This window comes from Austwickia chelonae NBRC 105200, assembly GCF_000298175.1.
GTDB lineage: Bacteria > Actinomycetota > Actinomycetes > Actinomycetales > Dermatophilaceae > Austwickia > Austwickia chelonae.
In genome coordinates, this window is the sequence record NZ_BAGZ01000008.1 from 150,979 (window position 1) to 175,476 (window position 24,498).

The window sequence follows — 24,498 nt, forward strand, 5'->3', positions numbered from 1 at the left end:
CCCGACCCTCCGCCACAGCACCGACGTCAACACCACGGATCAGACACCGCCCACGCCCAGAGACCCACCTCCGGACCCTCGGCCGTGAAGAACGCCCGGCCCCCGTCCCACACCGGCCCCCGACCGTGCAGAGCACGCCCGCCGTCCAACCCGGGCAGACGATGCACCGGAACCTCCAACGGAGGATGTCCGGCCCGCGCACAATGCACCAGCACACACTCCGAACGGCTCTCCCGGAGGAAAACCAAGGCATCGTCCTCGACCCGGACCAGACGCAGACCGCCCACGCACAAGGCCTCACTCGACCGACGCGCAGCGATCAACGAACGGAACGCCTCACGCAATGCACCTGACCACAGCTCCGAACGGTCCCACGGCATCGGACGCCGTCCGTCCTCCCCGAAACGACCCGGCATGCCGATCTCGTCACCGTAGGTGACCATGGGGACACCCGGCATCGTGACCACCAGACCCAGAGCCACCTCGACCAGACTCGGATCCCCACCCACCAGGGTGTGGATCCGAGTGGTGTCATGCGAACCCGCCAAGTTGAAGGACACCGACCTCGCCGCCCACGGCAACTGCGCCCCGAAATCCGCCATCGTGGCCACGACCTGCTCCCCCCCGAGCCGAGGCACCGACACCGGCAGCCCCAGGAAGGACGGAGCCTCCTGCGGCGCGCGCAACCAGGTCCACAGCGGACGGGTGAAACCCGAGTAGTTCATCGCCCCGTGCCAACCCTCCCCGGACAGGTCACCGGCCAGGTCGTGGCAGTGTTCGGCGATGAGCAACCCGTCCGGGCGAGCCGCCCGAACCGCCGCCCGCATCTGTCTCTGCACCTGGTCGTAACGATCTTCAACACCCAGACGACCGGTCATATTGGCGACATCGACCCGCCACCCGTCCAAGTCGTAAGGCGGTCGCAGCCACCGTTGGACGACCCCATCCGGTCCGAAGAAACGGCGCGCCAGCTCGGGCGAACCGTGGTCGAGCTTGGGCAGAGAAGGAACGCCTAACCAGCACACCGGGGAACCCTGCGGGTCGAAACGGTAGAAACCGTGCTCGGGACTGTCCGGACCCTCCTGGGCGGCGCGGAACCAATCGTGCCGATACCCGGTGTGATTGGTGGTCAGGTCCCCGATCACTCGCAGCCCGCGGTCGTGAGCTGCCCGGGTCAGCCTGATCAGGGCCTCCGGCCCGCCGAGCAGCGGGTCGACGGTGTCGAAACTGGTCGCGTCGTACCGGTGACTGGACGTCGCCGGGAAGAAGGGCGTCAGGTAGAGGACGGTGGCTCCGAGGTCGAGGACGTCGGCCAGATGCGCGGTGATCCCGTCGAGATCACCGCCGAAGAACTGCGCCGAGGCGCGCTCGCCGGCACTGACCGGATCGGCCCAGTCGGCGGGATCGGCCCAGGACGGCGGTTCACGGAGCGCAGCTGCTGGGGAACGGGCGTACCGGTCGGGGAAGATCTGGTACACCACGGATTCCCGGGCCCAGTCCGGAGGCGCCTCGGTCGCGACCACTCGGAAGTCGGCGATGTCCGGGACATCCCGGACATGTATCCCGGTGCCGTTCACCCAGGCGTATCCCCAGGGGCCGCCGTGGAGCAGAAAACGGTAGTGGGTGATCGGATTCACCACCGGCAAGGTCGCCACCCACCAGGTGTCGCTGTCGGTCCGTCGCGTGGGGACAGCCGCGACGAAACAGGGTTCGGCGTCCTGGGTGGTGCGGACATGGACCTGGGTGATCTCCGGTTGCCCGTCGGGAGGATGCGGGACCCGCAACCGCACCCTCACCTGGTCGCCGATCGAGGGGTGGGCGTCCTCGACGTACAAGGACGACCCGTCGTGATGAGGAAGGTCAAGGGACGAGACGACATTCATCGGAGACTTCCTCGGGTGAGTCCGGAGACGAGCTGCCTCTGGAAGACGAGATAGATGAGGAGCACCGGGGCGGAGGACAACAGCGCACCCACCGCGAACTGGCCCAGGTACTGGTGACGGTCGGCCCGCATCATGGCGTTCAGACCGACGGCGAGGGTCTGCCGATCGGGGTCGGTCAGGAATATCCCTGCGAGGAGGAACTCGCTGTACACCGACACGAAGGAAACCATCAGGACGGTGACCAGGACGGGACGGGCCAGCCGGAGGGTGATGCCGAGGAAGATGCGCAGATGGGAGCAGCCGTCCAGTACGGCGGCCTCGTCGAGCTCCCGGGGCAGCGTGTCGAAGTAGCCCTTCAGGAGCCAGACGTTCGCGCCCATGGCGCCCCCCAGGTAGGCCAGGATCAACCCGGCCGGAGTGCCCAGACCCAGCGCAGGAATCGCGTCACCGACCGCGGCGAAGGTGCTGTAGAGGGCGACGAAGGACAGGATCGCAGGGAACATCTGCACCAGCAGCAGACCGAAGAGGCCGGGGCGGCGTCCGGGAAAACGCAGCCGGGAGAAGGCATAGGCGGCGCAGGCGGACAGGAAGACCGTGGCCACGCTGGCCACCCCGGCCACGACCAGGGAGGTGCGGTACCAGGCCAGGAAAGGATGATGCGGGTCGGACAACAGATCACGCAGATTGTCCGTCGACGCGGCGGAGGGCCACAACGAACTGGTGACCAGGTTGCCGGCCGGATCCACCGCGGCCGAAACGACGAAGACCACGGGGAAAAGCGTCCAGGCCAGGACAAAGACGATCAGGAGATAACGCCACCACAGCCCGCGCAAGCGGTGCACTCGGGTGGGATGGGCGCTCGCCGTCATGAGATCTCCTCCAGAGCCGCGGTCTTCCGGAAGGCCGACCAGGACAACAGGGCCACCAGGACGAAGATCACCAGGGAGACCGCCGAGGCCAGACCGTAGTTCGGGGAACTTCCCCCGAAGGCCAGCCGGAAGGCGTACGTGATGAGCAGGTCGGTCGCCCCCACCGCGGTGGTGCCCGACTGGAACGGGCCACCACCGGTGAGCAGATAGATCAATCCGAAGTTGTTGAAATTGAAGCTGAACGAAGCCAGCAGCAGCGGCCCGGTGGAGACCAGCAGCAGAGGGAGCCGCACCGAGGTCAACGTGCGCCAGGCCGAGGCCCCGTCGACCTTGGCGGCGTCGAGCACCTCCTCGGGGATCGACTGCAGGGCGCCGGTGCAGATCAGGAACATATAGGGAAAGCCCATCCACGTGCTGGTGATCAGTGCGGCGGCGCGTGCCCAACCGGGGTCGCCGAGCCAGTCGACATGCAGGCCGGACAGGCCGTTGACCAGCCCGTAGTCCTGGTTGAACAGGGAAAGCCATACCAAGGCGGTGACGAACGGGGGGAGGGCGTAGGGCAGGATCAGGATCGAGCGGATCAGTCCGCGTCCGCGGATCCGGTCGTCGTCCAGCAACAGGGCGACGAGCATGCCCACACCGAACTGCAACAGCACCGATAACGCGGCGAAAGCGATATTCCAGGCGAGGATCCCCACGAAACCGGCGCGGAGAATCGGGTCGGTCACCACGGTGGTGAAGTTCGCGGCCCCGACATATTCCTTCCACCCCTGGGGGAGACTCCGCCCGTCGTCGCTGACCCAGCGGGCGTCGCGGGCCCGGTAGACCGTGCCTTCTTCGATGTCGACGAGAGCGTCGGCAGAGGCGTCGTGACGGAGGGTGGGCCGTCCCTCGAAGGCATCGGACAGGCCGACCCGTTTGATGCCGCCACCGTCGGAGGTCGGCACGGCGAACGAGGTCAGGTCCTGACGGGTGTTGACGGTGCGGGCGTCGAGAACCTGGTACCCCTCGGCAGCGGTGATCCGGCCGTCGACGAGTGTGGCCCGGTCGGCGGGCAAGGGCGCCAGACCTGAGGCTGTGCCGATGAAGAGGGCACCGTCGGGTGCGACCAACAAATAGGCCGGCGCGCCGGTTGTCGGGTCCTGCCCGGCACGGACCGCGACACTGAGCCGGTACCGGTGCGATCCGGGCACCTCACGTACCGAGCCGGCCACGATCGCCTCGATCGATTGTGCCTTCGTCAGCGTGTGGCCGTCTCCCGCATTGGTGGTCGAGGTGACCGCTGTGTAGACGATCGGCCAGATCTGCAGGGTGCACATCAGGACCAGACCTGGCAGCAGGTACTTCATGGGTACGGCTCGGCGCGTGCCGTAGACGGCGAGGACGGCTACGGCCACGACGCCGATGAGAGCGACCGCGAGCCAGTAACCTGCGGTGACGAAGGACTGGGCGACCTTGGCGAGCAGGGCCAGGACGGTGATGACGGCGAGCCAGGTCGCTGCGCGTGCGAGTCGCCGGGCCATCAGCGTCGGTTGATCGCGCTGCTGATCTCCGCAGCGGCGGCGGCGAATCGTTCCGCAGGTCGGGCCGCGCCGGAGATGACGTCCGCAGAAGCCTGGCCGAGCGGACCCCATACGGCGTTCATGGCGGGGATATTCGGCATCGGCGCGCCGCCGTGCGCGGCCTCGTGCCAGGCCTTGACGTCCGGGTCGCGCCGTGCGATCTCCTCATAGGCCTCGGTCAGGGCCGGGGGACGACGTCCGGTCTGGAAGAGACCGATCTGGGTTTCCTTGCGCGGGACGAAGGAGGTGACGAATTCTTCGGCGAGGGCAGAGTTCCGGGCCTTGGCCGAGACGTAGAAGAGCTGCACGCCGAGCAGGGATTTCAAGGACTCTCCGCCCGGGGCGACCGGAAGATTGCTGATGGCGTACTTGATCCCGGCTTTCTTGGCCTTGTCGATGGACCAGGGGCCGGTGATGAAGAAGGGGGCGTCCCCGGCGTCGAAGAGCGCGTCTGCGTTCTCTCCGGCGACATTGGTGGAGAGCACTTTCTCCCGGCCCATCCGTGCGAGGAGGTCGGCGCCCTTGATCGAGCCGGGGTTGGAGACGGCCAGTCGGGTCGCGTCGTATTCGCCGTTGTCCTTGCGTTCGAAGAAACCACCGCCGTAGGCGGCCATCCACGGGTAGATGTAGTAGGCGTCGCCGACCTTGCCGACCGCTTGGATCAGGGGCAGCTTGGCCCGCCCGTCGGCGACGATCTTCTTGCCTTGGGCGACCATGTCCTCGACGGTGGCCGGAGCGTCGGGCGCGAGATCGGTGTTGCGGACGAGGGCGATGTTCTCCACTGCGTACGGCGTGCCGTAGAGCTGCCCGCCGAAGGTGGCTCCGGCGATGGCGGACGGGTTGAACTTGCGCACCGTGTCTGGGGGGAGGTTCACCGGTGTGACGACCGCATTCTGTACGAAGGGTCCGACCAGGTCGTGGGGGCCGACGACGATGTCGGGGCCTTTGCCGACATGGGTGGCGTCGGTGAAGGCCTGACGGACGTCGGTGGCGACCTGGACGACCACGCGGATCTTCTGTTCTTCGGCGAAGGTGTTGGCGAAGTCGGCGATCACGGATGCTCGTTGGTTGTCGCACCAGATGACCAGGTCGGCCTCCGTCTCGCGGGTCGGGTCCTTGGTGGGTAGCTGGGCTGGGGTCGTGGCCCGGGCGCCGCTGTTCTTGCTGCTGGATGCCTGGTGGGTTTGTCCGCAGGCGGAGGTGGCCAGGACGAGGGTGGTCAGGGTGATGACGGCGGCGCTGCTGCGTGTCTGCATGGGTATCTGCCTTCGGGGGAGGGGCTTCTCGGTGGTCCGTTCGTCGTGCGGTGGCGTTCAGCGTCGGAAGGCGACGGTAGTGTGCCCGGTCGCGGTGGTCGGGACGTCGTAGCGGTGGTTGTCCCCGCTCTCCCAGACGATGGAGCCGTCGGGGCGGCGGATGACGGCTTTGAACTCGACGCTGCGTCCGGCGGGGAGCGCGACCATGAGGGTTCGGGTGTTGTCCCCGGGGGAGAGCATCGGGCCACGACAGGCCGGTGGTTCGGCGCTCCAGTTGCCCAGTTCGGCGACATCGCCGGTGAGGAGGAGCCGGTCGCCGGGGCCGAGCGGGGCTTCGGTGACGGTGACGGTCACGGGGGTCACCGGTCCGGTCCGGACCAGGTAGGGGATGCGGTTGCTGTTCCGGTCCTGGGCGTCCTTGATCTCGATGGTGGTCCGGCCGGGTGTGATCCCGGTCGGCAGGGTGAGGTCGACCTGGGTGGGGGTCCACGAGTTCACGGTGGCGGGGTGTCCACCGACGACGACCTGTCCTCGGTCGTGGCCGAAGCCGATCCCGGTCAGGACGGTGCGGCTTCCGGCATGGCCGGCGGTGGGGCCGACATTGCCGATGTGCGGGCGGTCGGTCTCGGTGGCGGTGACGGACCAGACGGCGGCTTGCCCTGCGCGAAGTATGTATTCACCGGTGGGGCGGTCGTGACCGTCCTGTTCGGTCACGGTGAGTGTGCCGCCACCGAGAGCGCCGCCGAGCCGGTCGGGGTGTGGTCCTGCGGGTAGCGCGGTCCGTAGGCCGGTGAGTGGCCGATCGACGGTTCGGCTCTTGTTGATGGCCACGAGGACGGTGTTGCCGGCGAATCTTCTTTCGTAGACGTAGATGTCGTCGTCCAGCCATCGTTCGGCGGAGTTGCCGAAGCGCAGGGCCGGATTCTCCCGGCGGAGTTCGGAGAGGCGTTGGATGATGGCGGATTGGCGGCTGTCCGTGTCGAAATGCGTCATCATGGGCCGGTTGTACGGGTCGCCGCCGACCTGTCCGAAGGGGTTCGTGGTGTCGTTGTGGAGGTAGCTCTCGTCGCCGTAGTAGATGGAGGGGATGCCGGGCAGGGTCATGGCGGCGACGGTGGCCTGGTCCAGTAGTGAGCTGTCGGGGTTGATCGACAGGAAACGGGGGATGTCCTGGCTGTCCACGAAGTTGATCAGGGTGTGCGGGTAGGTGAAGGAATGCTGTTGTCGGGTGACGGTGGCGTCCACATTTCTCAGGGAGGCCCCTTCGGCGAAGGCTGCGCGCAGGGTGGTGTTGAGGTCGAAATTCTGCAGGGACATCCCGCTGGTGTTGGCGAGGTCGACCTGGTCCTTCCACAGGGGGGAGGAGGCGGCGTCGGCCCATTCGCCGAAGACGAAGGTTCCTCGTCGTGACTGGATGTGGTCGGTGTATCCGGTGAGCCAGCCGCCGGGCATGTGTTTGACGGCGTCCATCCTGATGGCGTCGACGCCGTGTGCGAGCCAGGTGTCGACGGCGTCCTTCAGGTAGGTCGTCACCTCGGCTTTTTCCTGGGCGAGATCGGCCAGGTCGAACAGGTTTCGGTATTGAGCCTGGTGGAGGTCCTGGTAGTCGGTGATACCGCCGTTGTGGTGGAAGTACCCGTCGGGGTCGTCGTGATAGGTGGCCAGGGTCCGCCCTGCGCGTCGGAGTTGTCCGTTGACGCCGTACGAGCTGTCGTGGACGTTGGCGGGGCTGGTGTGATTGGGGGCCCAGTCCATGACGATCTTGATTCCGGCGGCGTGTGCGGTGGTGACCATGCGGTCGAAGTCCTGCCAGGAGCCGAAGTGCGGGTCGGGAGTGAAGAAGTCCATGGCCCAGTAGCCGTGGTAGCCGGTCATGGCACTGGGTTCGGCGGGGATGGAAACCGGGATGTTCTGTACCGGGGGTGATATCCACAGTGCGCCGATGCCCAGTTTCTTCAGGTAGGGGATCCGTTCGGTGATCCCGGCGAAGTCGCCGCCCCAGTAGAGCCGCCAGTTGGACCGGTCGTGGCTGGTGGTGCCGGGGCTGGTGGGCGGTTCGTCCCGGGCTCGGTCGGCGTTGACGAAGCGGTCGGTGAGTACCTGGTAGATGACTGATCCGGTGAGATCGTGCCCGGTGGTGTCGGGGACGGGAACGGGTGTGGCGGTGAAGGGCGCGGCCCCGGTCGTCGAGGGCGGGGATGCCTGTGTGGCGAGGGAGGTGAGGGCTGTCGTGCTGAGGCAGATGGTGGCCAGGATGTGGGGGAGGCGACGGTGAGGCATGGGAGCTGCTCCTCGGGTGAGGGCGGCCGGTGGGGACTCGGTCGCTGCCGTGTCGGCGAGGCCGACGTGATGCTAGTTTGATTACTAGTCACCAAAAACACGATAGGCACGGCTGCCCGCCCCGTCCATGATTTCGAGACGAACAGGACCCGCGTGGCGGACATGTGCGGAGATACCGAGGAGCGGCCCATGACCGACCTGGCCCGGAAACTGCAACGGGTGTATGTCCTCCTCGACGACGGGGAACGACGCGCCCTGACCACCCAACAGGTCACCACCACCCAATACGCCATGCTGCGCACCCTCGCGGACGGGCCACCCGAAGGACTCCCGGTCAGCAGGCTCGCCGAACGGATGCTCTGCACCAGAGGCAACATCTCACGGGTCGTCGTCCGCCTGGAGAACGCCGGGCTGGTCCGCACCGGCAGCCACGGCGAAGACCAACGGTTGGTCCTCGTCCGACTGACCGACCAGGGGCACACCGCCCTGCGCCGGGCCCGCGAGGCGGTCGCCGCCGCCGACCGTCGCCGATTCGCCGGGCTCGACACCGACGAACTCCGGACCCTGAGCATCCTGGTGGACCGGCTGACCACCACACTGGCAGCCGACCTCGACCGGTGACCGACGGCTGTCCCCCCGCCAGCCCCGCACACCACCCGCCAGCGCCCCGACCGGGCAGCCCACCACCGACGATGCCGACAACATGTCGGCGTCATGCGAGAATCGCCACGGCGAGGGTGGAGGAATCCGGTGTGAATCCGGAACGGTCCCGCCACTGTGAACGGTAGCTCGACGCCGTGAGTCAGGACGTCTATCCCGCTGCCGGAGATGTCATCGGTCTCCGGCCCGAACCAGAGCGGGCGAGGCACCCGCAGGAGGCCCGGTATGACGACCTACCCCTTCGCCGCCGTCGTCGGCGCCGACGACATGACCCTGGCCCTGACCCTGTGCGCGATCTCCCCGGAGATCGGCGGTGTCCTCGTGCGAGGGGAGAAAGGCACCGCGAAGTCCACCGCCGTCCGAGGCCTCGCCGCGCTGCTGCCCGACCAACAGGTCATCACCGGGTGCCGCTTCGCCTGCGACCCCTCCGCGCCGGATCTGCACTGCCCGGACGGGCCCCACCCCACGCACCCCGGCCCTGACGCCATCGACCGCGTGAGCACCAGGCCCGCCCGGCTGGTCGAACTCCCCGTCGGTGCCACCGAGGACCGAGTCCTGGGCTCCCTCGACCTCGAACAGGCCCTCGGCGAAGGCCGTACCGCCTTCGAACCCGGCCTGCTCGCAGCAGCCCACCGCGGGATCCTGTACGTCGACGAGGTCAACCTGTTGCACGACCACCTGGTCGACCTGCTGCTCGACGCCGCGGCGATGGGCCGGTGCACCGTCGAACGCGAAGGGGTCTCTCTCAGCCATGCCGCCCGCCTCATGCTCATCGGCACGATGAACCCCGAAGAAGGCGAACTGCGGCCCCAACTGCTCGACCGCTTCGGGCTCACCGCAGAGGTCAGCGCACCCCGCGACCCTGCCGTCCGGGTCGAGGTCGTCCGCCGCCGGATGGCCTTCGACAGCGACCCCGACCTGTTCACCGACCGCTATGCCGCCGACCAGGCGGATCTGCGCCACCGCATCGCCGCCGCCCAGGAGGCGGTCGCGCGGGTCCACCTGGGCGATGACGCCCTGTTGACGATCGCCCGGGTCTGCTCCGGTTTCGAGGTCGACGGGATGCGCGCAGACCTGGTCACGGCACGTGCCGCGATCGCACATGCCGCCTGGGCCGGCCGGAGCGCCGTCACCAGGGAGGACATCCGCGCCGCCGCCAGGTTGGCCCTGCCGCACCGCCGTCGCCGCAACCCCTTCGACGCCCCCGGCCTCGACGAGGACCTCCTCGAGCAGCTGCTCGGCCCGGACGAGCCGGACGACCCGCAGGACGACCCGGACGGCAGCGGCCCGCACTCTCCGCAGGACGACCCGGAGCAGGCCGGGGCAGAGCAGGCCACCGACGACGACCGTCCGGCCTCGGCCGCGCCGAGCAGCGGCGACGGACCCCAGGGGACCGACGCCTCCCACCGGGCGGATCCGCGCCCCGAACAGGCCGGACCGGCGGTTGAACACCCCGACGAGGCTGCGATACCGCCGGCCGGACGCCCCGCAGGAGACGCTCCCGCTCAGGGCACCGCCGTCCCGGATGCGCCCTTTCGGGCCCGGTTGGTGACCGCCCGGGGCATCGGACGTGGCGCTGCCGGGAAACGGAGCCGGGCCTTGACCGGCATCGGCAAGGTGATCGGCGTGGCCCCGGGGTCCGGCGGGCAGAACCGGCAGGCTCCCGGCGTCGGCGGAGTCCATCTGCCGGCGACGATCCGGGCCGCGGCACCGCACCAACCCCGTCGCGGACGGTCCGAGGGCGACGCCCTGGTCCTGCACCGTGAGGATGTGCGACGGTCCCGGACCGAGGGGCGGGAATCCAACCTGGTCCTCCTGGCCGTGGACGCCTCGGGATCGATGGCGGCCCGCAAACGGATGAGCGCCGTCAAGGGTGCCGTCCTCGCCCTGCTGCTCGACGCCTATCAGCGCCGCGACAAGGTCGGCCTGATCACCTTCCGGGGAGAAGGCGCAGAGCTCGTGCTGCCGCCCACCTCGTCGGTGGACATCGCCGCCCGGCGCCTGACCGACCTGCCCCACGGCGGGCGGACACCGCTCGCGGAAGGCCTGGTCGAGGCCGGGCGGGTCCTGGCCCTGGAGAAGCTGCGCGACCCGCACCGTCGCGCCCTGCTGGTCGTGGTCACCGACGGCCGGGCCACCTCCGGGCGGGACGCCGACGTGCGGGCCCGGCGGGTCGCGGACCAGCTGCGCGACGCCCGGATCGACACCGTGGTGGTCGACTGCGAGTCGGGACGGGTACGGCTGGGAATGGCCGCAGCCTTGGCAGCCCGACTGGGCGCGCAGTACCTGCGGTTGGACGAGGTCGCGGCGAAGGCCATCGTGAACGTGGTCCACGAACATACCCGTGACCGCGGTGCCCGGATCGACGAGCAGCGTCGTCCGGGGGCTCCGGGGAGCCATGTCAGTAGAAAGGATGTCGCCTGATGAAGGGGCAGATCGCCGTCGATCCCAAGGACGGGTTGACGACGCGGGAAAGGCGCCACCGTCCGATCCTGGCGGTGAACACCGGTGAGGGCAAAGGCAAGTCGACCGCCGCTTTCGGCATGGCGATGCGCGGCTGGAACCAGGGCTGGTCGATCGGGATCTTCCAGTTCGTGAAGAGTGCGAAATGGCGGATCGGGGAGCAGAGCGTCTTCGAGACCTTGAACCGGGTGCACGAACAGACCGGCGAAGGCGGACCCGTCGAATGGCACAAGATGGGTTCGGGCTGGTCGTGGACCCGCAAGGAGGGCAGCGAGGTCGACCACGCCGCCGCCGCGGTCGAGGGCTGGACGGAGGTGAAGCGGCGGATCACCGCGCAGACCCACCAGTTGTACGTCCTGGACGAGTTCACCTACCCGATGACCTGGGGGTGGGTCGACGTGGACGACGTGGTGACCACCCTGCGGGAACGCCCGGGAAATCAGCATGTCGTCATCACCGGGCGTCGCTGCCCTGAGCCGATCGTGGAGATCGCGCAGTTGGTGACGGAGATGACCAAGGTCAAACATCCCTTCGACGAGGGGCAGAAGGGCCAGAAGGGGATCGAGTGGTGACCGGCTCACTTCAGTTGGAGGTCTCAGGCAGGCGGGCTCTCCTGACCGGTTCGGGCCCGGAACTCCCGGCGATGGCGCATCGCCTTCTCGCCGCCGGGGCCCAGGTCGACGTGGCCGCCGACGAGGCGACCACGTCGTTGACGGATCTGGTGCAGCGGGGGCTGGTGGCCGTGTGTCCCCAGGCCGATCCCTCGGCCTACGACCTGGTGATCTCCTGCCGGGAACGCTCGCAGGAAGAGATCCCGGGGCGGGCCGACCGGGGTGAGGTCGTCCTGGTGGGAGGGGGGCCGGGCGACCCGGGGTTGTTGACGGTCGCGGCGTTGGCGGAGCTGCGTTCCGCGGATGTCGTGGTCTACGACCGGTTGGCGCCGCTGGCCGCACTGGCGGAGGCGCCGCCGGAGGCGCTGCTGATCGATGTCGGCAAGATCCCGCGCGGGGAGTTCACCCCGCAGGAGCGGATCAACGAACTGCTGATCGAGCACGCCGAGGCCGGTCGTCGGGTGGTGCGCTTCAAGGGGGGTGACAACTTCGTCTTCGGGCGGGGCGGCGAGGAGGCGCTGGCCTGTCGCGAACGGGGTGTTCCGGTGCGGATCGTCCCCGGGGTGTCCTCGGCGATCGCCGGTCCGGCCTTGGCCGGTGTCCCGGTGACCCACCGTTCGCTCTCACAGGGGGTCACGGTGGTCTCCGGGCATGTCCCGCCCGGCGACATTCGCTCGTCCTTGGACTGGTCGGCCCTGGCCCGCTGCGGCACGACCTTGGTGGTTCTGATGGGGATGCACGCCTTGCCGCAGATCACCGAGGAACTGATGCGCGCGGGGATGCCGGCGGGCACCCCGGCCGCGACCATCGCCGATGCCGCTCTGCCGACGATGCGGGTGGTTCGTTCCACGGTGGGTGAGTTGGCGGTAGCGGTGGCTGAGGCCGGGTTGGGCGCGCCGGCGGTGACGGTGATCGGTGAGGTCGCCGGGTTGGACCTGGTGTCCGTGGCAGCGCAGGCGGCCGCCGCTCAGGGGTGAGATCGGCTGCGGGATCGCGTCATCGGCCGGTGGCGCGACTTCCCGTGGTCCGGCGGATCCATTGGTGGGCGGCGTCGACCTGGTCGACGACCTCCACGGCGGCGGGCAGGGCCGGGCGGCGGACGATGACGACGCGGACGTCCAGGTGGTCGGCGGCGTCGAGTTTGGCCGCGGTGAGATCGCCGCCGGAGTCCTTGGTGGCCAGCGCGGTGATGCGGTGTGTCCGCATGAGGTCGACTTCGTCCTGGTGGGTGAAGGGGCCGCGAGCACGCAGTACCGTCCACCCGGCGGGCAGGTCGAGATCCGGGGGTTCGACGAGTCGCACCAGGATCTGGGCGGCGGCGAGCGGAGGATGGTCCACGAAGTGACGGAGGGTGTTCCGGCCGGTGGTCAGGAAGATCGGCCCGTCGGCCCGGGAGAGTTCTTCGGCTGCTGCCGGATATCCGTCCACCCAGGTCCACCGGGAGGCTCCGGGGCGTTCGGACCAGCTGGGACGGTGCAGTCGCAGCAGGGGGGTCCCGGTCGTGGCGCAGGCGGCGGCGGCATTCTGGGTGATGGAGGTGGCGAAGGGGTGGGTAGCGTCGACGACGGCGCCGATCCGGTGGACGCGTAGGTAGTCGGTCAGGCCGTCCACACCGCCGAAGCCGCCGATACGGATCTGGCCCAGGGGGAGCCGGGGGTCGGAAACCGCTCCGGCCAGGGAGGACAGGAAAGGCGTCCCTGCCTCGTGGAGGATCGAGGCGAGTCGGCGTGCCTCGCCGGTGCCGCCGATGAGGAGTACCGCTCCGGCGGGGATGTCCTGTGACATGGGCCCCATCGTACGGAGAGCGTGGGGTGAAGACGGCGCGCCCTTCGGCATGCATCGCCTATTCCCTTGTGGCTCAATGGAACTTGAATGTCCTTCGGGGGTAGCTAGCTGTCGTGTGAAGCACGGGCGGCCCCGAGGACACCCGACGACGAACGGAGAGGCACACCCGATGGGCGACGAACCAGAGGTCAGAAAGGGCACACGACAGCCGAGCGGACGGATCACCACCGACTTCCACCTGAACGACGCCTTCGTCGACGCCGTCGGCGAAACCACCGCGGCCCGGTTCCTCGATCTCCTGCACGGGGTCTCCCGCAGCCACGGCGGGCAACCGATCGTCGAGATCGAGAAGGAACTACGACGCCGGGTCACCGAACTCGGCATCACCGTCACGGACGTCGAACTGGACAGCTTCGCAGATCAGATCCGCCGCTCCGAAGGCACCGTCGAACACATCGGGCCGGACGAAGCAGCACCGCGCTCCTGATCCCGACGTCGGCACCATCCACACCGACCGACCCGCAGCGACCCGCCGGGGTCGAAGACGACCCCGCCGGCCCCCGGCCGACGCAGCACCTGACCAGAGAGATAGAGACATGAGCACAGTCGAACACCGTTCCGACGCCTCTCCCGCTGCAGTCTGGGCTGTCCTCGCCGACGGATGGACCTTCGGATCCTGGGTCGTCGGGGCCTCCAGAGTCCGGGCCGTCGAACCGGACTGGCCCGCAGTCGGATCCCGGGTACACCACTCGGTGGGCGCCTGGCCGGCCGTCCTCGACGACAACACCGAGGCCGTCGAAGCCGCCGAAGGCGAACGCCTGGTGATGCTCGCCCGCACCCGTCCGGTCGGCCAGGCCCGGGTCGAGATCACCCTCGTCCCCGACGGGGAGAAGACACTGATCCGCATGACCGAAGACTTCGTCAGCGGCCCGGCGACGATCGTGCCCTCCCCGGTGCGCGGTGCAGCACTGACCGCACGCAACACCGAAACCCTCCGGCGGCTGTCCTTCCTCGCCCAGAGGCGCACCCGCCCCTGACCGGAGGCCTGCGACCGGAGGACCCGACCCCGGCTCAGCCCCTCCGACCGGCCCACACCGGCGCCGGCTCGGCATACCAACGGTGCAGGGCGCCCAGCCGCAGACCCTCCAGGTGACGGCCCCGGAAACCGGCATCGGCCAAGGCCGCCCGGGCCGCCAGGTATCCACAGGCCCCGTGCACCCCACCCCCGGGGTGCACGGCTGCGCTGCCCAGGTAGAGCCCGCCGACATGGGTCCGCGGGCCACCGGCCCCGGTGAACGGACGCCAGATGGCCTGCTGGAAGAGCTGCTGTGTCCCCCCGCCGACGGCCCCCCCGCCCAGGTTCGCATCCGCCCTCTCCAGGTCGGCGGGGGTCTGCTCCCAGCGTTCGACGATCAGGTCACGCCAGTCGGGTGCGAACCGGTCCATCATCTGCTCACTCGCCTGCACGACCCGGCGGACGGCGGCTTCCTCGGTCACCCCCCGGGGAAGGTGGGTGTACAGCCAGAGCGTCTCCGTCCCGACGGGTGAACGAGAAGGATCGATGCTGGTCATCTGGCCGACCAGGGCGAAAGGCTCCTCGGGGAGGGCGCCGGTCTCCAATTGCGAACTCCACCGGATCATCCCGGGGGCGTCGAGCCCGACATGCACCACCCCCGCCCCCCGCGCCTCCCGAGCGGTCCACGGCACCGGCCCCGACAAGCGGTAGTTGAGTTTCACCGTCGGTAGGTCCCACAGGAAGTTCGCCAACCGGGTGCGCACCCCCGGGGGCACCGCCTCCGGGTCGAGCAACCGGCCGTACAGGGCCTGCGCGCTGGTGTCGGCGATCACGGCGCGGCGTGCGGCGATCCGGCGACCGTCCGCCACCTCCACGCCGTGGACACGGGCACCGCGGACGACGACCCGGGTGACCCGGGAGTCCAACTCCACCCGCGCCCCGGCGGTCCGGGCACGGCTGGCCAAGGCCCGGGCGAGCTCACCGGTGCCTCCCACCGGCGAGGGGAAACCGACGTCCTGGGCGAGCATGGTCATCAGCCATCCGAAGACCCCGCTGACCGGCGCGGTCGGCGGGACGTCGGCGTGCATCGCATTGCCGGCCAGGAGATCCCGCGCCGCCCGCCCGTGGAAGAGCTCCTCACCCATGCGGGAACTCGGCAACATCATGAAACGGACGAAATCCGGCATGTGGCGGGCGCCGACGGCGGACACCAACCGTCTGGTCGCCTTCACCGGCGGCCAGACGGTGAGCAGCGCCTCCAGGAAGGGTTCCTTCACCGCGTCGTACTGTTCGGCCAGCCGGAGCCAGGTCCGGGCGTCGCGGGGGTCGTCCCGGGCGAGCAGATCCGCGGTGTCGGTGGCCTGCCGTTGGACGGCCGGGGCATCCTGCTCCTGCGGGCGGGCCAGATGTGCGACCTGGGTGTGTGCCCGCGCCCACTGCAACCCGTATCTCTCCAGTTCCAGATGGCGCAGGACCGGGGAGGCCAGCGCGAGGGGGTGGCAGGCGCTGAACTCGTCGACGGTCCATCCGTCGCGGACGACGGAGCTCACCGCCCCGCCGACGGTGGGACGTTCCTCCAGGACGAGGACCTCCCAGCCGGCATCAGCCAGGGTGGCCGCGGTGACCAGGCCGTGGTGGCCTGCTCCGATGACGACGGCGTCGACGGTCTGGTCCGCTCCGCGGTCTCGTCGGATCGGTGTGCGCCCGGTCTCGGCGTGTACGTGCCGGTTGTCGGTCGGCAGATGTGTGGACACGGATGCCTCGCTGTGGACTCGGTCGGGCCGGGGCCTCGGGACGGTTCGTCCCGGGGCATGCCACCAGCCTGGCCCGAACCGGGGCCGGGAACAACCTGTCCGGGTCCGGTCCGGGCAGTGGCGTCGCCCTGGATGCGTCAGGGTCCGCCCCCTGGGCGGGGGCGGACCCTGACATCGGAGGCCGCTCGACGAGGCCTCCGGGGTTCAGCGCACGGTGTCCGTCGCGGAACCGCCGGTTGCCGGTCGGTCCTGTGCGGCGAGCAGACCGGCGACATAGGCCTCCAGGAGGGCTCGGCTGCCTTCGGGCGCGGCCAGTTGGCCGGTCATCACCCGATGTTCGATGTCGTCCCGGACGGCGAGCACCTGCGGGGAGTGGTGCAGACTGTCCAGCGCCTCGGTCTCGGTGAGAGCCCACAGCCAGGACCGTTGCTGCGCAGCCCGCCGCTCCTGCAAGGACCCTTCCTGGTCGAGCCGGTCGCGGTGGGCCGTCACCGCGGACCACACGTCGTCCAGCCCGGCACCCGTCCGGGCACTGCAGGTCAGTACCTCCGGTGCGGACGCCGTATCGCCGGCCATGAGCCGCATCGCTCCACGCAGCTCCCGGGCGCACACCCGGGCTTCGCGTTCGTTGTCACCGTCGGCCTTGTTGACCGCGATGACGTCGACCCGTTCGAGGATGCCGCGTTTGATGCCTTGCAACTGGTCGCCGCTGCGGGCCAGGGCCAGCATGAGGAAGGTGTCGACCATCTCGGCGACGGCCACCTCGGACTGGCCGACCCCGACGGTCTCCACGAGGACGACGTCGTATCCGGCGGCTTCGAGGACGACCATGGACTCCCTGGTCGCGCGGGCGACCCCGCCCAGGTGCCCGCCCGAGGGGGACGGACGGACGAAGGCGTCGTCGCTGGCGGACAGTTGGGCCATCCTGGTCCGGTCGCCCAGGATGCTGCCGCCGGTGCGGGAGCTGCTGGGGTCGACGGCGACGACGGCGACCCGGTGTCCTGCTTCGATGAGACGGGTGCCCAGGGCGTCGATGAAGGTCGACTTGCCGGCTCCTGGCACACCCGAGATGCCCACCCGCATCGCCGCACCGGTGTGCGGGGTGAGTTCGCGGAGAAGTTCCCGGGCCTGTGCCCGGTGGTCGGGGCGGGAGGACTCGACGAGGGTGATGGCCCTCGCCACGTCCAACCGACGCCCCGACCTGACCCGTTCAGCGGCCCGTACGGCGTCGTACGGCTCAGCCATGCGTCTCCTCACCCTGCGCAGCTGCAGCGGTTCGGGCGGGGATGTCGGCGCCGAGCCGCGTGAGCAGCTTCTCCAGCAGACCTGCCGCGGCTTCGGTGATCACCGTTCCGGGCGGGTAGATGTCGTCGGCGCCGGCTGCGCGGAGTTCGTCGAAGTCCTGCGAGGGGATGACCCCGCCGACCACGATCATCATGTCGTCCAGACCCGCGGAGTCCAGTTCACGTCGCAGCGCAGGCACGAGCGTGAGGTGTCCGGCGGCCAGGGAGGAGACACCCACGACGTGGACGTCGGCCTCCAGCGCCTGCCGGGCGACTTCGGCGGGGGTCTGGAAGAGCGGGCCCACGTCGACGTCGAAGCCGAGGTCGGCGAAGGCGGTGGAGATCACCTTCTGGCCTCGGTCGTGGCCGTCCTGTCCCATCTTGGCGACGAGGATACGCGGGCGACGCCCTTCGGCCTTCTCGAAGGCGGCGACGAGTTCCTGTGCGCGGGCGACGGATTCCACTCCACCCGCCTCCTTCCGGTAGACGCCGCTGATGGTGCGGATCTGCGCGGTGTACCGCCCGAACTGCTTCTCCAGGGCGGAGGACATCTCACCGACCGTGGCCTTGGCCCGGGCAGCGTCGATGGTCAGGGCGAGCAGATTGGCCCCGCCGCCGGCCGAACCACTGCTGTCCGCAGCGGCATTGGCCAGCTTCTCCAATGCGGCGCGCGTCTCGTCCTCGTCACGTTCCTCACGCAGACGACGCAACTTCTCGATCTGGCTCGCCCGCACCGACGCATTGTCGACCTTGAGGACCTCGATGGGCTCCTCGCCCTCGACCAGGTACTTGTTCACGCCGATGACCGGCTGACGGCCCGCGTCGATCCGTGCCTGGGTGCGGGCCGCAGCCTCCTCGATCCGCAGCTTCGGGATACCGGCTTCGATGGCCTTGGCCATACCGCCGGCCGCCTCGACCTCCTCGATGTGGGCCCAGGCGCGCCGGGCCAGGTCGTAGGTCAGCTTCTCCACGTAGGCGCTGCCACCCCACGGGTCGATGACCCGGCAGGTGCCGGACTCCTGCTGGATGAACAGCTGGGTGTTCCGGGCGATCCGGGCGGAGAAGTCGGTCGGCAGGGCGATGGCCTCGTCGAGGGCGTTGGTGTGCAACGACTGGGTGTGCCCCTGGGTCGCCGCCATCGCCTCGATGCAGGTACGCACCACATTGTTGAAGACGTCCTGCGCGGTCAGGGACCACCCGGAGGTCTGGCTGTGGGTACGCAGCGACATCGACTTGTCGTTCTTCGGGTCGAACTGACGCACCAGCCTGGCCCACAGGAGCCGGGCCGCGCGCATCTTGGCGACCTCCATGAAGAAGTTCATCCCGATCGCCCAGAAGAAGGACAACCGCGGCGCGAAGGCGTCGACGTCCAGGCCGACGGCGCGGCCCGCCCGGATGTACTCGACACCGTCGGCGAGGGTGTACGCCAACTCCAGGTCGGCCGTCGCCCCCGCTTCCTGCATGTGATAGCCGGAGATGGAGATCGAGTTGAACCGCGGCATGTTCTGCGACGTGAACGCGAAGATGTCGGAGATGATCCGCATCGACGGCGCCGGCGGGTAGATGTACGTATTGCGGACCATGAACTCTTTGAGGATGTCGTTCTGGATGGTCCCGGACAGCTGCGCCGGCGTGACCCCCTGCTCCTCCGCGGCGATGACGTAGAGCGCCAGCACCGGCAGCACCGCGCCGTTCATCGTCATCGACACACTCATCTTGTCCAACGGGATCCCGTCGAACAGGGTGCGCATGTCGTAGATCGAGTCGATCGCGACACCGGCCATACCCACGTCGCCCTCGACGCGCGGGTGGTCCGAGTCGTAACCACGGTGGGTCGCCAGGTCGAAGGCGACCGACAGGCCCTTCTGCCCCGCGGCGAGGTTACGCCGGTAGAAGGCGTTGGACTCCTCCGCGGTGGAGAACCCGGCGTACTGGCGGATCGTCCACGGCTGGTTGGCGTACATGGTGGCATACGGTCCGCGCAGGAAGGGCGGGGCTCCCGGCACCGTGTGCAGGAAGTCCAACTGGGCGGTGTCGGCCTCGGTGTACAGCGGCGGCACCAGGATGTGCTCCGGCGTCTGCCAGCCCGTGCTGTACGACGCATTGGAGGACACCAGCGACTGCCAGCGTTCGGCCGAGTCCTCGGCGGGACGACCTGCGCCCAGGTCGATGCCGTCGAAACGGGGGATGGTGCTCATCAGCGGTCCTTCCGGGTCGCATCGGCGGAGACGGTGGCCGGCGCTCCGATGAGGTCGAGGATCGACGACAGCGCAGTCACCACATCCATACCGGCGAAGATCGAGTCGTCGACGGCGTCGGCACCGTCACCGAGCTCGGCGGGGCGTCCGGCGATGTAGATCTTGTCGACCCCGGCAGCGCGCAGGGCCTCGGCCACGGCGACACCTTGTTCGGCGTAACGGTCGGCCGAGGAACAGAGCACCGCCACGCGGGCGCCGATCTCCTTGGCCTGTGCGGCGATCTCCTCGGGAGTGCCGCCCTCGCTCCGCGGGGTGGCCAGGCCGCCCACGGCGAGCAGTGCACTGGTGAAGGTCTCCCGGGCGCCGAAGTCACGGCGGGCTCCCAGACAGGCCAGGAAGACCGGCGGCGCCGACCCCGTCGCCTGCTCGTGAGCCAGCGAACGGTCGCGCAACGCCTCGAAGATCTCCGAATCGCGGTGCGCCTCGAGGCCACCGGACGGGGTGGGGACGGCCGCGCGGGGACGACGGACCACCGGCTTCTCCGCCACCTGGGGGAACATGCTGACCCCGGTGAGCGGAAGCTGACGCTTCGCGAGCCGCTTGGCGCGTTCGGCGACGGTCGCCCCGATGCGTTCACGCACCAGCAGGTCGGCCAGCGCACGGGTCATCCCACCGGCGGCTTCGACCTCCTGGAAGGCAGCCCACGCCTTCTGACTCATCTCCTCGGTGAGCTGCTCGACGTACCAGCTGCCCCCGGCAGGGTCGAGCACCCGGCCGACATTGCTCTCCTCGGCGAGCAACACCTGGGTGTTGCGGGCGATGCGCCGGCTGAACTCGTCGGGCAACCCGGCCACGGTGTCGAAGGGCAGCACGGTGATGGCTTCGGCGGCGCCCACGGCGGCACCGAAGCAGGCCATCGTGGTGCGCAGCATGTTGACGTACGGGTCGTCCCGGCTCATCATCCGCCACGAGGTGACCACGTGCAGGCGCGCGCCGCGTTCCTTCTCCGGGACGCCGCATTCCTCGCCCACCCGGGCCCAGGCCCGGCGCATCGCGCGCATCTTGGCGATGGTGAGGAATTCGTCGGCGGTCGCGTTGAGTCGGAACTCGATCTGGGAGAAGGCCTCGGCCGGGCTGATGCCGGCTTCGGCGAGGATGCGCAGGTAGTCGACCCCGGTGGCGACGGCGAAGGCGATCTCGTCGACGTCCCCGGCCCCGGCGTCGTGGTAGGGGCGCATGTCCACCGAGATGGCCCGCACCTGCGGGTAGTCGGTGAGGCAGTCGCGGACGGCGGCGACCATGGGCTCCGTCCGGGGTTCTTCCCCGGTGCGGGCGGCCGCGCCGAGCGGGTCCAGCCCGAGGTTGCCGCGGGCCTGGCGGGTGACCAGGCCACGCTGGCGCCAGACGTCGCGGAGCGCCTGCGCGGCGGCTTCCTGGTCGGTGGCGCTGGTCACGCAGACGGGCGCCAGGTCGAGCAGGACGTCCTCGAGGACGCTGCCCAGGTCTTCGGCGTGTACGGCGTGCTCACCGATCTCGAACCACAGGGAGGTCGCGCCGCGTTCGAGGTCGGTCATGACGGCTTTGCGGGTGACGGCGGCGTCGGGGTCGTCGTGCAGGGAGCGTACGCCCCAGGGCACGTCGGCGGGCCGGTATCCGCTACCGCGGGTGAAGGGCATCACCCCGGGGTGACCGAGCGCGGAGGGTTCGTCTCCGGCTTCGTAGAGGCAGGGGATGCCGATGCCGTCCACGGTGGTGGTGTGCAGCCGGGCCTCTGCCGTGGCACCGTCGAGGCGTTTGTCCTCGGGGCGTCCGCGGTTGAGGACCTTGGCGACCAGGCCCTGCCACTGGTCGTGGCTGAGCGTGTCGAATCCGTCCGCGAGGGGGAGGAATGTCTCGTCGACGGAGGTCATGGGCGGGCCTCCTTTCCGGAGGGAGCACAGGACAGCGCCTCCGCAGTGCGGTTGTCGGGCATGGCCGTCCTTGAATCGTTGAGAGGGTGCACATGGTCGTCGACGCAGGCAGGAGCGCCCATGTCGTGCCATCCGGAGCGCGGCAACACTCCGGTGGTCCAGTTGGGAACGGGCATCACGAAGCGGGTCCTCCCCGAATCGTGCCTCCGTGGTGGGCGCCATCGGTTCGTTTCGGCGCTGTGGCCGGGACATTCCGACGGTACCTGCCTATGAAGGCGATGAACACGGGCGCGCCACGTCGTGCGGCGCACTGGCGGCGTCCGGGGACCGGGCACCTCTTACGCCTCCCAACCGGGGCTGGGAGAACCAGCGTTTCCACTGTATCCGTCGACAGGGTGCGCCAATACGGCCTTCAGTCCCGGTTCGAGGTGGAATGTGCTCCGTGTCCTGGGGTCCTTCGCCCGGTTCGGGACGATCCGCACCGGTGGGGCGCCTGCCGATGGCTACGCTCGGCCGCGTGGACACTGCTGTTCGATTGACGAGATATGCCTCTGGCGGCGGATGCGCGTGCAAGCTTCCCGCAGGGCAGTTGGAAGCCTTGGTGGCCGACCTGCAGGGGGTGGCGCATCCGGATCTGATCGTCGGGCTCGACGACGGCGACGATGCGTGCGCGGTGCGCCTGTCGACCGGGAGCGGTGGTGAGAGCCAAGCGATCCTGTCGACGGCGGACTTCTTCACCCCGATGGTCGACGATCCGTACGACTGGGGGCGGATCGCGGCGGCGAACGCCCTCTCCGATGTCTACGCGATGGGCGGTCGTCCGATCGCGGCGATCAACCTGGTCGGTTGGCCGGTGGACGTCCTGCCCGACGAGCTGCTGCGCGAGGTGCTGCGGGGTGGCCTGGACGTCGCGAGGCAGGCGGTCTGCCCGGTGGCCGGGGGTCATTCGATCTCGGCGCCTGAGCCGCTGTACGGGATGGCGGTCACCGGCGTGGCCGATCCGTCGAGGCTGCTGCGCAATGACGCGGCCCGGCCGGGGCTGCCGCTGAGCCTGACCAAACCGGTCGGGGTGGGGCTGTTGAACAACCGGCACAAGGCCACCGGGGAGCACTTCCCTCAGGCGGTGGAGTCGATGACGACCTTGAACGCCTCCTCCTCCGAGGCCGCTCTGGCGGCCGGGGTGCGGGCCTGCACCGATGTCACCGGTTTCGGGCTGCTCGGTCACCTGTTCAAGATGATGCGGGCCTCGGGGACGGCCGCGGTGGTCGAAGCCTCGGCGGTGCCGGTGTTGGCGGGGGCCCGGCAGGCCTTCCGTGACGGTTTCGTCCCGGGCGGGTCCCGACGCAATCTGGACTGGGTACGAGCTCACCTGGAGGTGGGTCCTGGTGTCGACGAGGAGGATCTGTTGGTCCTGGCCGACGCTCAGACGTCAGGGGGTCTTCTGGTGGTCGGTGAGCTCCCGGGCTGCCCGGTGATCGGGCAGGTGGTTCCTTCGGACGGGGGAGCGACGGTGCGGGTGCGCCACTGACCGGAGAGGGGCACGGGCCGGGGCGGGCAGCGAGAGTGCTGCCCGCCCCGGCGTGTCGGTCGTGCCCCGGCGTGTCAGGCGGGGGCCGGTTCCTGGGCTTGGGCTTCGGCGTCGACGGTCTTGGGCTTCGGGGGCTTGGTGACCATCGGGATCAGCGATCCGACCAGGGCGATGGCTCCGATGACGGTGTAGGCCAGCAGGTAGTTCTTCTCTCCGCCGCTGCCCAGCAGCGCGGAGGTCAGCAAGGGCCCGCTGACCCCGCCGATCGACCATCCGATCAACATCAGCCCGTAGATGCCACCGGCATTGCTCACACCGAAGAATTTGCCCGCGGTGGAGGGGAGCGCGCCGAAGCTGCCGCCGTAGCAGGTGTAGATGATCGCCGCGAGCATGGCGAACACGGCGGGGGAGGCGCCGACGCGGGGCAGCAGGATCAGGCAGACCCCTTGGATGCCGAGGATGGCGGCGAAGGTCGGCATCTTGCCGATCTTGTCCGAGGCAGCGGCCCAGAGGATGCGGCCTGCCCCGTTGAACAGCCCCATGATGCCGACGAGTCCGGCAGCGCTGGCGGCGTCGTACTGGGCGATGGACGCTGCCGAGTCGGCGGCCACGGAGACCAGGGAGATCCCGGCGGTGACGCACAGGGTGAGGATGAGCGTCATCAGGTACCACTGGGGGGTGGCCAGGGCTTCCTTCTGGGTGAAGTCGCGGGTGCCGACCGCTGCTGCGGGTTTCTTCGCGCGTTGTGCGGCCATCCCGGCGGGCAGCCAGCCTTGCGGGGGGTTGACGAAGACCATGGCGCCGACCAGGCCGATGACCAGGTAGAAGATGCCCAGGATCAGGAAGGGTTTGGCCGGGTTGGCCCGGTCGAGCTGGATGAGGGCCTGGGCCACCGGCGAGGCGATCATCGCGCCGAAACCGAAGCCGCCGACGGCGATGCCGGTGATGATCCCGGCGCGGTCGGGGAACCATTTCTGCAGCAGGGCGATGGGCACGATGTAGGCGAGTCCGAGACCGAAGCCGCCGAGCAGGCCGTAGGAGACGATCAGCAACCACAGTTGGCCGGGTTCCTGGGCGAAGGAGCTGATCATGTTGCCGAGGGAGTACAGCAGGACTCCGACCAGCGCTACCGGGCGCGGCCCGTGTCGATCCTGCACACGCCCGCCGATGAAGGAGCCCACGAAGATCATCGCGATACACGTCTCGAAGGGGATCGACGCTTCGAGGGGAGTCAACTGCATGCGTGATTCGGGGGACTGGAAGGCCTTGCTGAAGGTGCTCCAGGCGTAGACGGCGCCGATGGCCAGTTGGACCATCACCCCGCCGATCAGGATGAGCCACCGGTTGACCGGTATCTGCAGGGATCTTCTCGGGCCGTCCTCCTGTGGGCCAGAGAAGGCGGGGGAGGAGCTGTTCGTCATGACCGGCCTTTCCTGCGGTG

General features: G+C 69.2%; 19 protein-coding genes and 1 riboswitch. Of the genes, 7 read left to right on the forward strand and 12 right to left on the reverse strand.

The features are described from left to right. Positions 1–26 precede the first annotated feature (26 nt). The 5 genes from AUCHE_RS07350 to AUCHE_RS07370 are packed head-to-tail and all read right to left on the reverse strand — an operon-like array spanning position 27 to position 7,850. On the reverse strand, positions 27–1,883 hold the full coding sequence (locus AUCHE_RS07350; RefSeq protein ID WP_006502649.1) for a glycoside hydrolase family 13 protein: 1,857 nt from the start codon (positions 1,881–1,883) through the stop codon (positions 27–29). After that, positions 1,880–2,752, reverse strand: a complete 873-nt coding sequence (locus AUCHE_RS07355) for a sugar ABC transporter permease (RefSeq protein WP_006502650.1) — start codon at positions 2,750–2,752, stop codon at positions 1,880–1,882. The genes AUCHE_RS07350 and AUCHE_RS07355 overlap by 4 nt, the downstream gene beginning before the upstream one ends. Continuing rightward, positions 2,749–4,275: an ABC transporter permease subunit gene (locus AUCHE_RS07360; RefSeq protein WP_006502651.1), complete on the reverse strand. Its 1,527-nt coding sequence runs from the start codon at positions 4,273–4,275 to the stop codon at positions 2,749–2,751. Before AUCHE_RS07360 ends, AUCHE_RS07355 begins: the two co-directional genes overlap by 4 nt. After that, the gene (locus tag AUCHE_RS07365) at positions 4,275–5,570 is read right to left on the reverse strand and encodes a sugar ABC transporter substrate-binding protein (RefSeq protein WP_006502652.1); all 1,296 of its coding nucleotides are present in this window, start codon (positions 5,568–5,570) and stop codon (positions 4,275–4,277) included. Before AUCHE_RS07365 ends, AUCHE_RS07360 begins: the two co-directional genes overlap by 1 nt. Before the next feature lie 57 nt (positions 5,571–5,627). After that, positions 5,628–7,850, reverse strand: coding sequence for an alpha-amylase family glycosyl hydrolase (locus tag AUCHE_RS07370; RefSeq protein ID WP_006502653.1), 2,223 nt, complete (start codon positions 7,848–7,850; stop codon positions 5,628–5,630). A 189-nt stretch (positions 7,851–8,039) separates the two neighbouring features. Here AUCHE_RS07370 and AUCHE_RS07375 point away from each other — a divergent pair, with 189 nt between their 5' ends. The 4 genes from AUCHE_RS07375 to cobA all read left to right on the forward strand — a co-directional run bounded on the left by AUCHE_RS07375 (position 8,040) and on the right by cobA (position 12,561). Further along, the gene (locus AUCHE_RS07375) at positions 8,040–8,471 is read left to right on the forward strand and encodes a MarR family winged helix-turn-helix transcriptional regulator (protein ID WP_006502654.1); all 432 of its coding nucleotides are present in this window, start codon (positions 8,040–8,042) and stop codon (positions 8,469–8,471) included. Positions 8,472–8,585: 114 nt separating this feature from the next. Continuing rightward, positions 8,586–8,667, forward strand: a riboswitch (adenosylcobalamin (AdoCbl) riboswitch). Positions 8,668–8,735: 68 nt separating this feature from the next. Then, complete coding sequence (locus tag AUCHE_RS07380; RefSeq protein ID WP_006502655.1) at positions 8,736–10,934, forward strand: VWA domain-containing protein; 2,199 nt, start codon at positions 8,736–8,738, stop codon at positions 10,932–10,934. Further along, positions 10,934–11,545, forward strand: coding sequence for a cob(I)yrinic acid a,c-diamide adenosyltransferase (cobO, locus tag AUCHE_RS07385; RefSeq protein WP_006502656.1), 612 nt, complete (start codon positions 10,934–10,936; stop codon positions 11,543–11,545). The genes AUCHE_RS07380 and cobO overlap by 1 nt, the downstream gene beginning before the upstream one ends. Then, positions 11,542–12,561 (forward strand): uroporphyrinogen-III C-methyltransferase, encoded by a 1,020-nt coding sequence (cobA, locus tag AUCHE_RS07390; RefSeq protein WP_245706775.1) that lies wholly within the window; start codon positions 11,542–11,544, stop codon positions 12,559–12,561. Before cobO ends, cobA begins: the two co-directional genes overlap by 4 nt. Before the next feature lie 19 nt (positions 12,562–12,580). Here the strand turns inward: cobA and AUCHE_RS07395 are convergent, their stop codons facing one another. After that, complete coding sequence (locus tag AUCHE_RS07395; protein WP_006502658.1) at positions 12,581–13,369, reverse strand: cobalt-precorrin-6A reductase; 789 nt, start codon at positions 13,367–13,369, stop codon at positions 12,581–12,583. Positions 13,370–13,538: 169 nt separating this feature from the next. Here AUCHE_RS07395 and AUCHE_RS07400 point away from each other — a divergent pair, with 169 nt between their 5' ends. Both AUCHE_RS07400 and AUCHE_RS07405 read left to right on the forward strand, forming a co-directional pair. Then, positions 13,539–13,856, forward strand: a complete 318-nt coding sequence (locus AUCHE_RS07400; RefSeq protein WP_006502659.1) for a hypothetical protein — start codon at positions 13,539–13,541, stop codon at positions 13,854–13,856. A gap of 109 nt (positions 13,857–13,965) precedes the next feature. Further along, positions 13,966–14,406: an SRPBCC family protein gene (locus AUCHE_RS07405; RefSeq protein WP_006502660.1), complete on the forward strand. Its 441-nt coding sequence runs from the start codon at positions 13,966–13,968 to the stop codon at positions 14,404–14,406. 34 nt (positions 14,407–14,440) lie between these two features. Here AUCHE_RS07405 and AUCHE_RS07410 read toward each other — a convergent pair whose 3' ends face one another. The 5 genes from AUCHE_RS07410 to AUCHE_RS16935 all read right to left on the reverse strand — a co-directional run bounded on the left by AUCHE_RS07410 (position 14,441) and on the right by AUCHE_RS16935 (position 21,708). After that, on the reverse strand, positions 14,441–16,138 hold the full coding sequence (locus tag AUCHE_RS07410; protein ID WP_006502661.1) for a phytoene desaturase family protein: 1,698 nt from the start codon (positions 16,136–16,138) through the stop codon (positions 14,441–14,443). Between the two features lie 204 nt (positions 16,139–16,342). Continuing rightward, positions 16,343–17,383, reverse strand: a complete 1,041-nt coding sequence (gene meaB / locus AUCHE_RS07415) for a methylmalonyl Co-A mutase-associated GTPase MeaB (protein WP_006502662.1) — start codon at positions 17,381–17,383, stop codon at positions 16,343–16,345. Beyond that, positions 17,376–19,619: a methylmalonyl-CoA mutase gene (gene scpA / locus AUCHE_RS07420; protein ID WP_006502663.1), complete on the reverse strand. Its 2,244-nt coding sequence runs from the start codon at positions 19,617–19,619 to the stop codon at positions 17,376–17,378. Before scpA ends, meaB begins: the two co-directional genes overlap by 8 nt. Continuing rightward, entirely contained in the window at positions 19,619–21,529 is a 1,911-nt protein-coding gene (mutA, locus tag AUCHE_RS07425; RefSeq protein WP_006502664.1) for a methylmalonyl-CoA mutase small subunit, read from the reverse strand. The genes scpA and mutA overlap by 1 nt, the downstream gene beginning before the upstream one ends. Next, a complete protein-coding gene (locus AUCHE_RS16935; protein ID WP_162137229.1) occupies positions 21,526–21,708 on the reverse strand; it encodes a hypothetical protein in 183 nt (60 codons plus the stop codon). The genes mutA and AUCHE_RS16935 overlap by 4 nt, the downstream gene beginning before the upstream one ends. Before the next feature lie 338 nt (positions 21,709–22,046). Here AUCHE_RS16935 and selD point away from each other — a divergent pair, with 338 nt between their 5' ends. Further along, positions 22,047–23,057 carry a selenide, water dikinase SelD gene (gene selD / locus AUCHE_RS07430; RefSeq protein ID WP_407639821.1) on the forward strand — a complete coding sequence of 337 codons (1,011 nt, stop codon included), beginning with the start codon at positions 22,047–22,049 and terminating at the stop codon, positions 23,055–23,057. Positions 23,058–23,131: 74 nt separating this feature from the next. Here the strand turns inward: selD and AUCHE_RS07435 are convergent, their stop codons facing one another. Continuing rightward, positions 23,132–24,478 carry an L-lactate MFS transporter gene (locus AUCHE_RS07435; protein WP_006502667.1) on the reverse strand — a complete coding sequence of 449 codons (1,347 nt, stop codon included), beginning with the start codon at positions 24,476–24,478 and terminating at the stop codon, positions 23,132–23,134. Positions 24,479–24,498 lie beyond the last annotated feature (20 nt).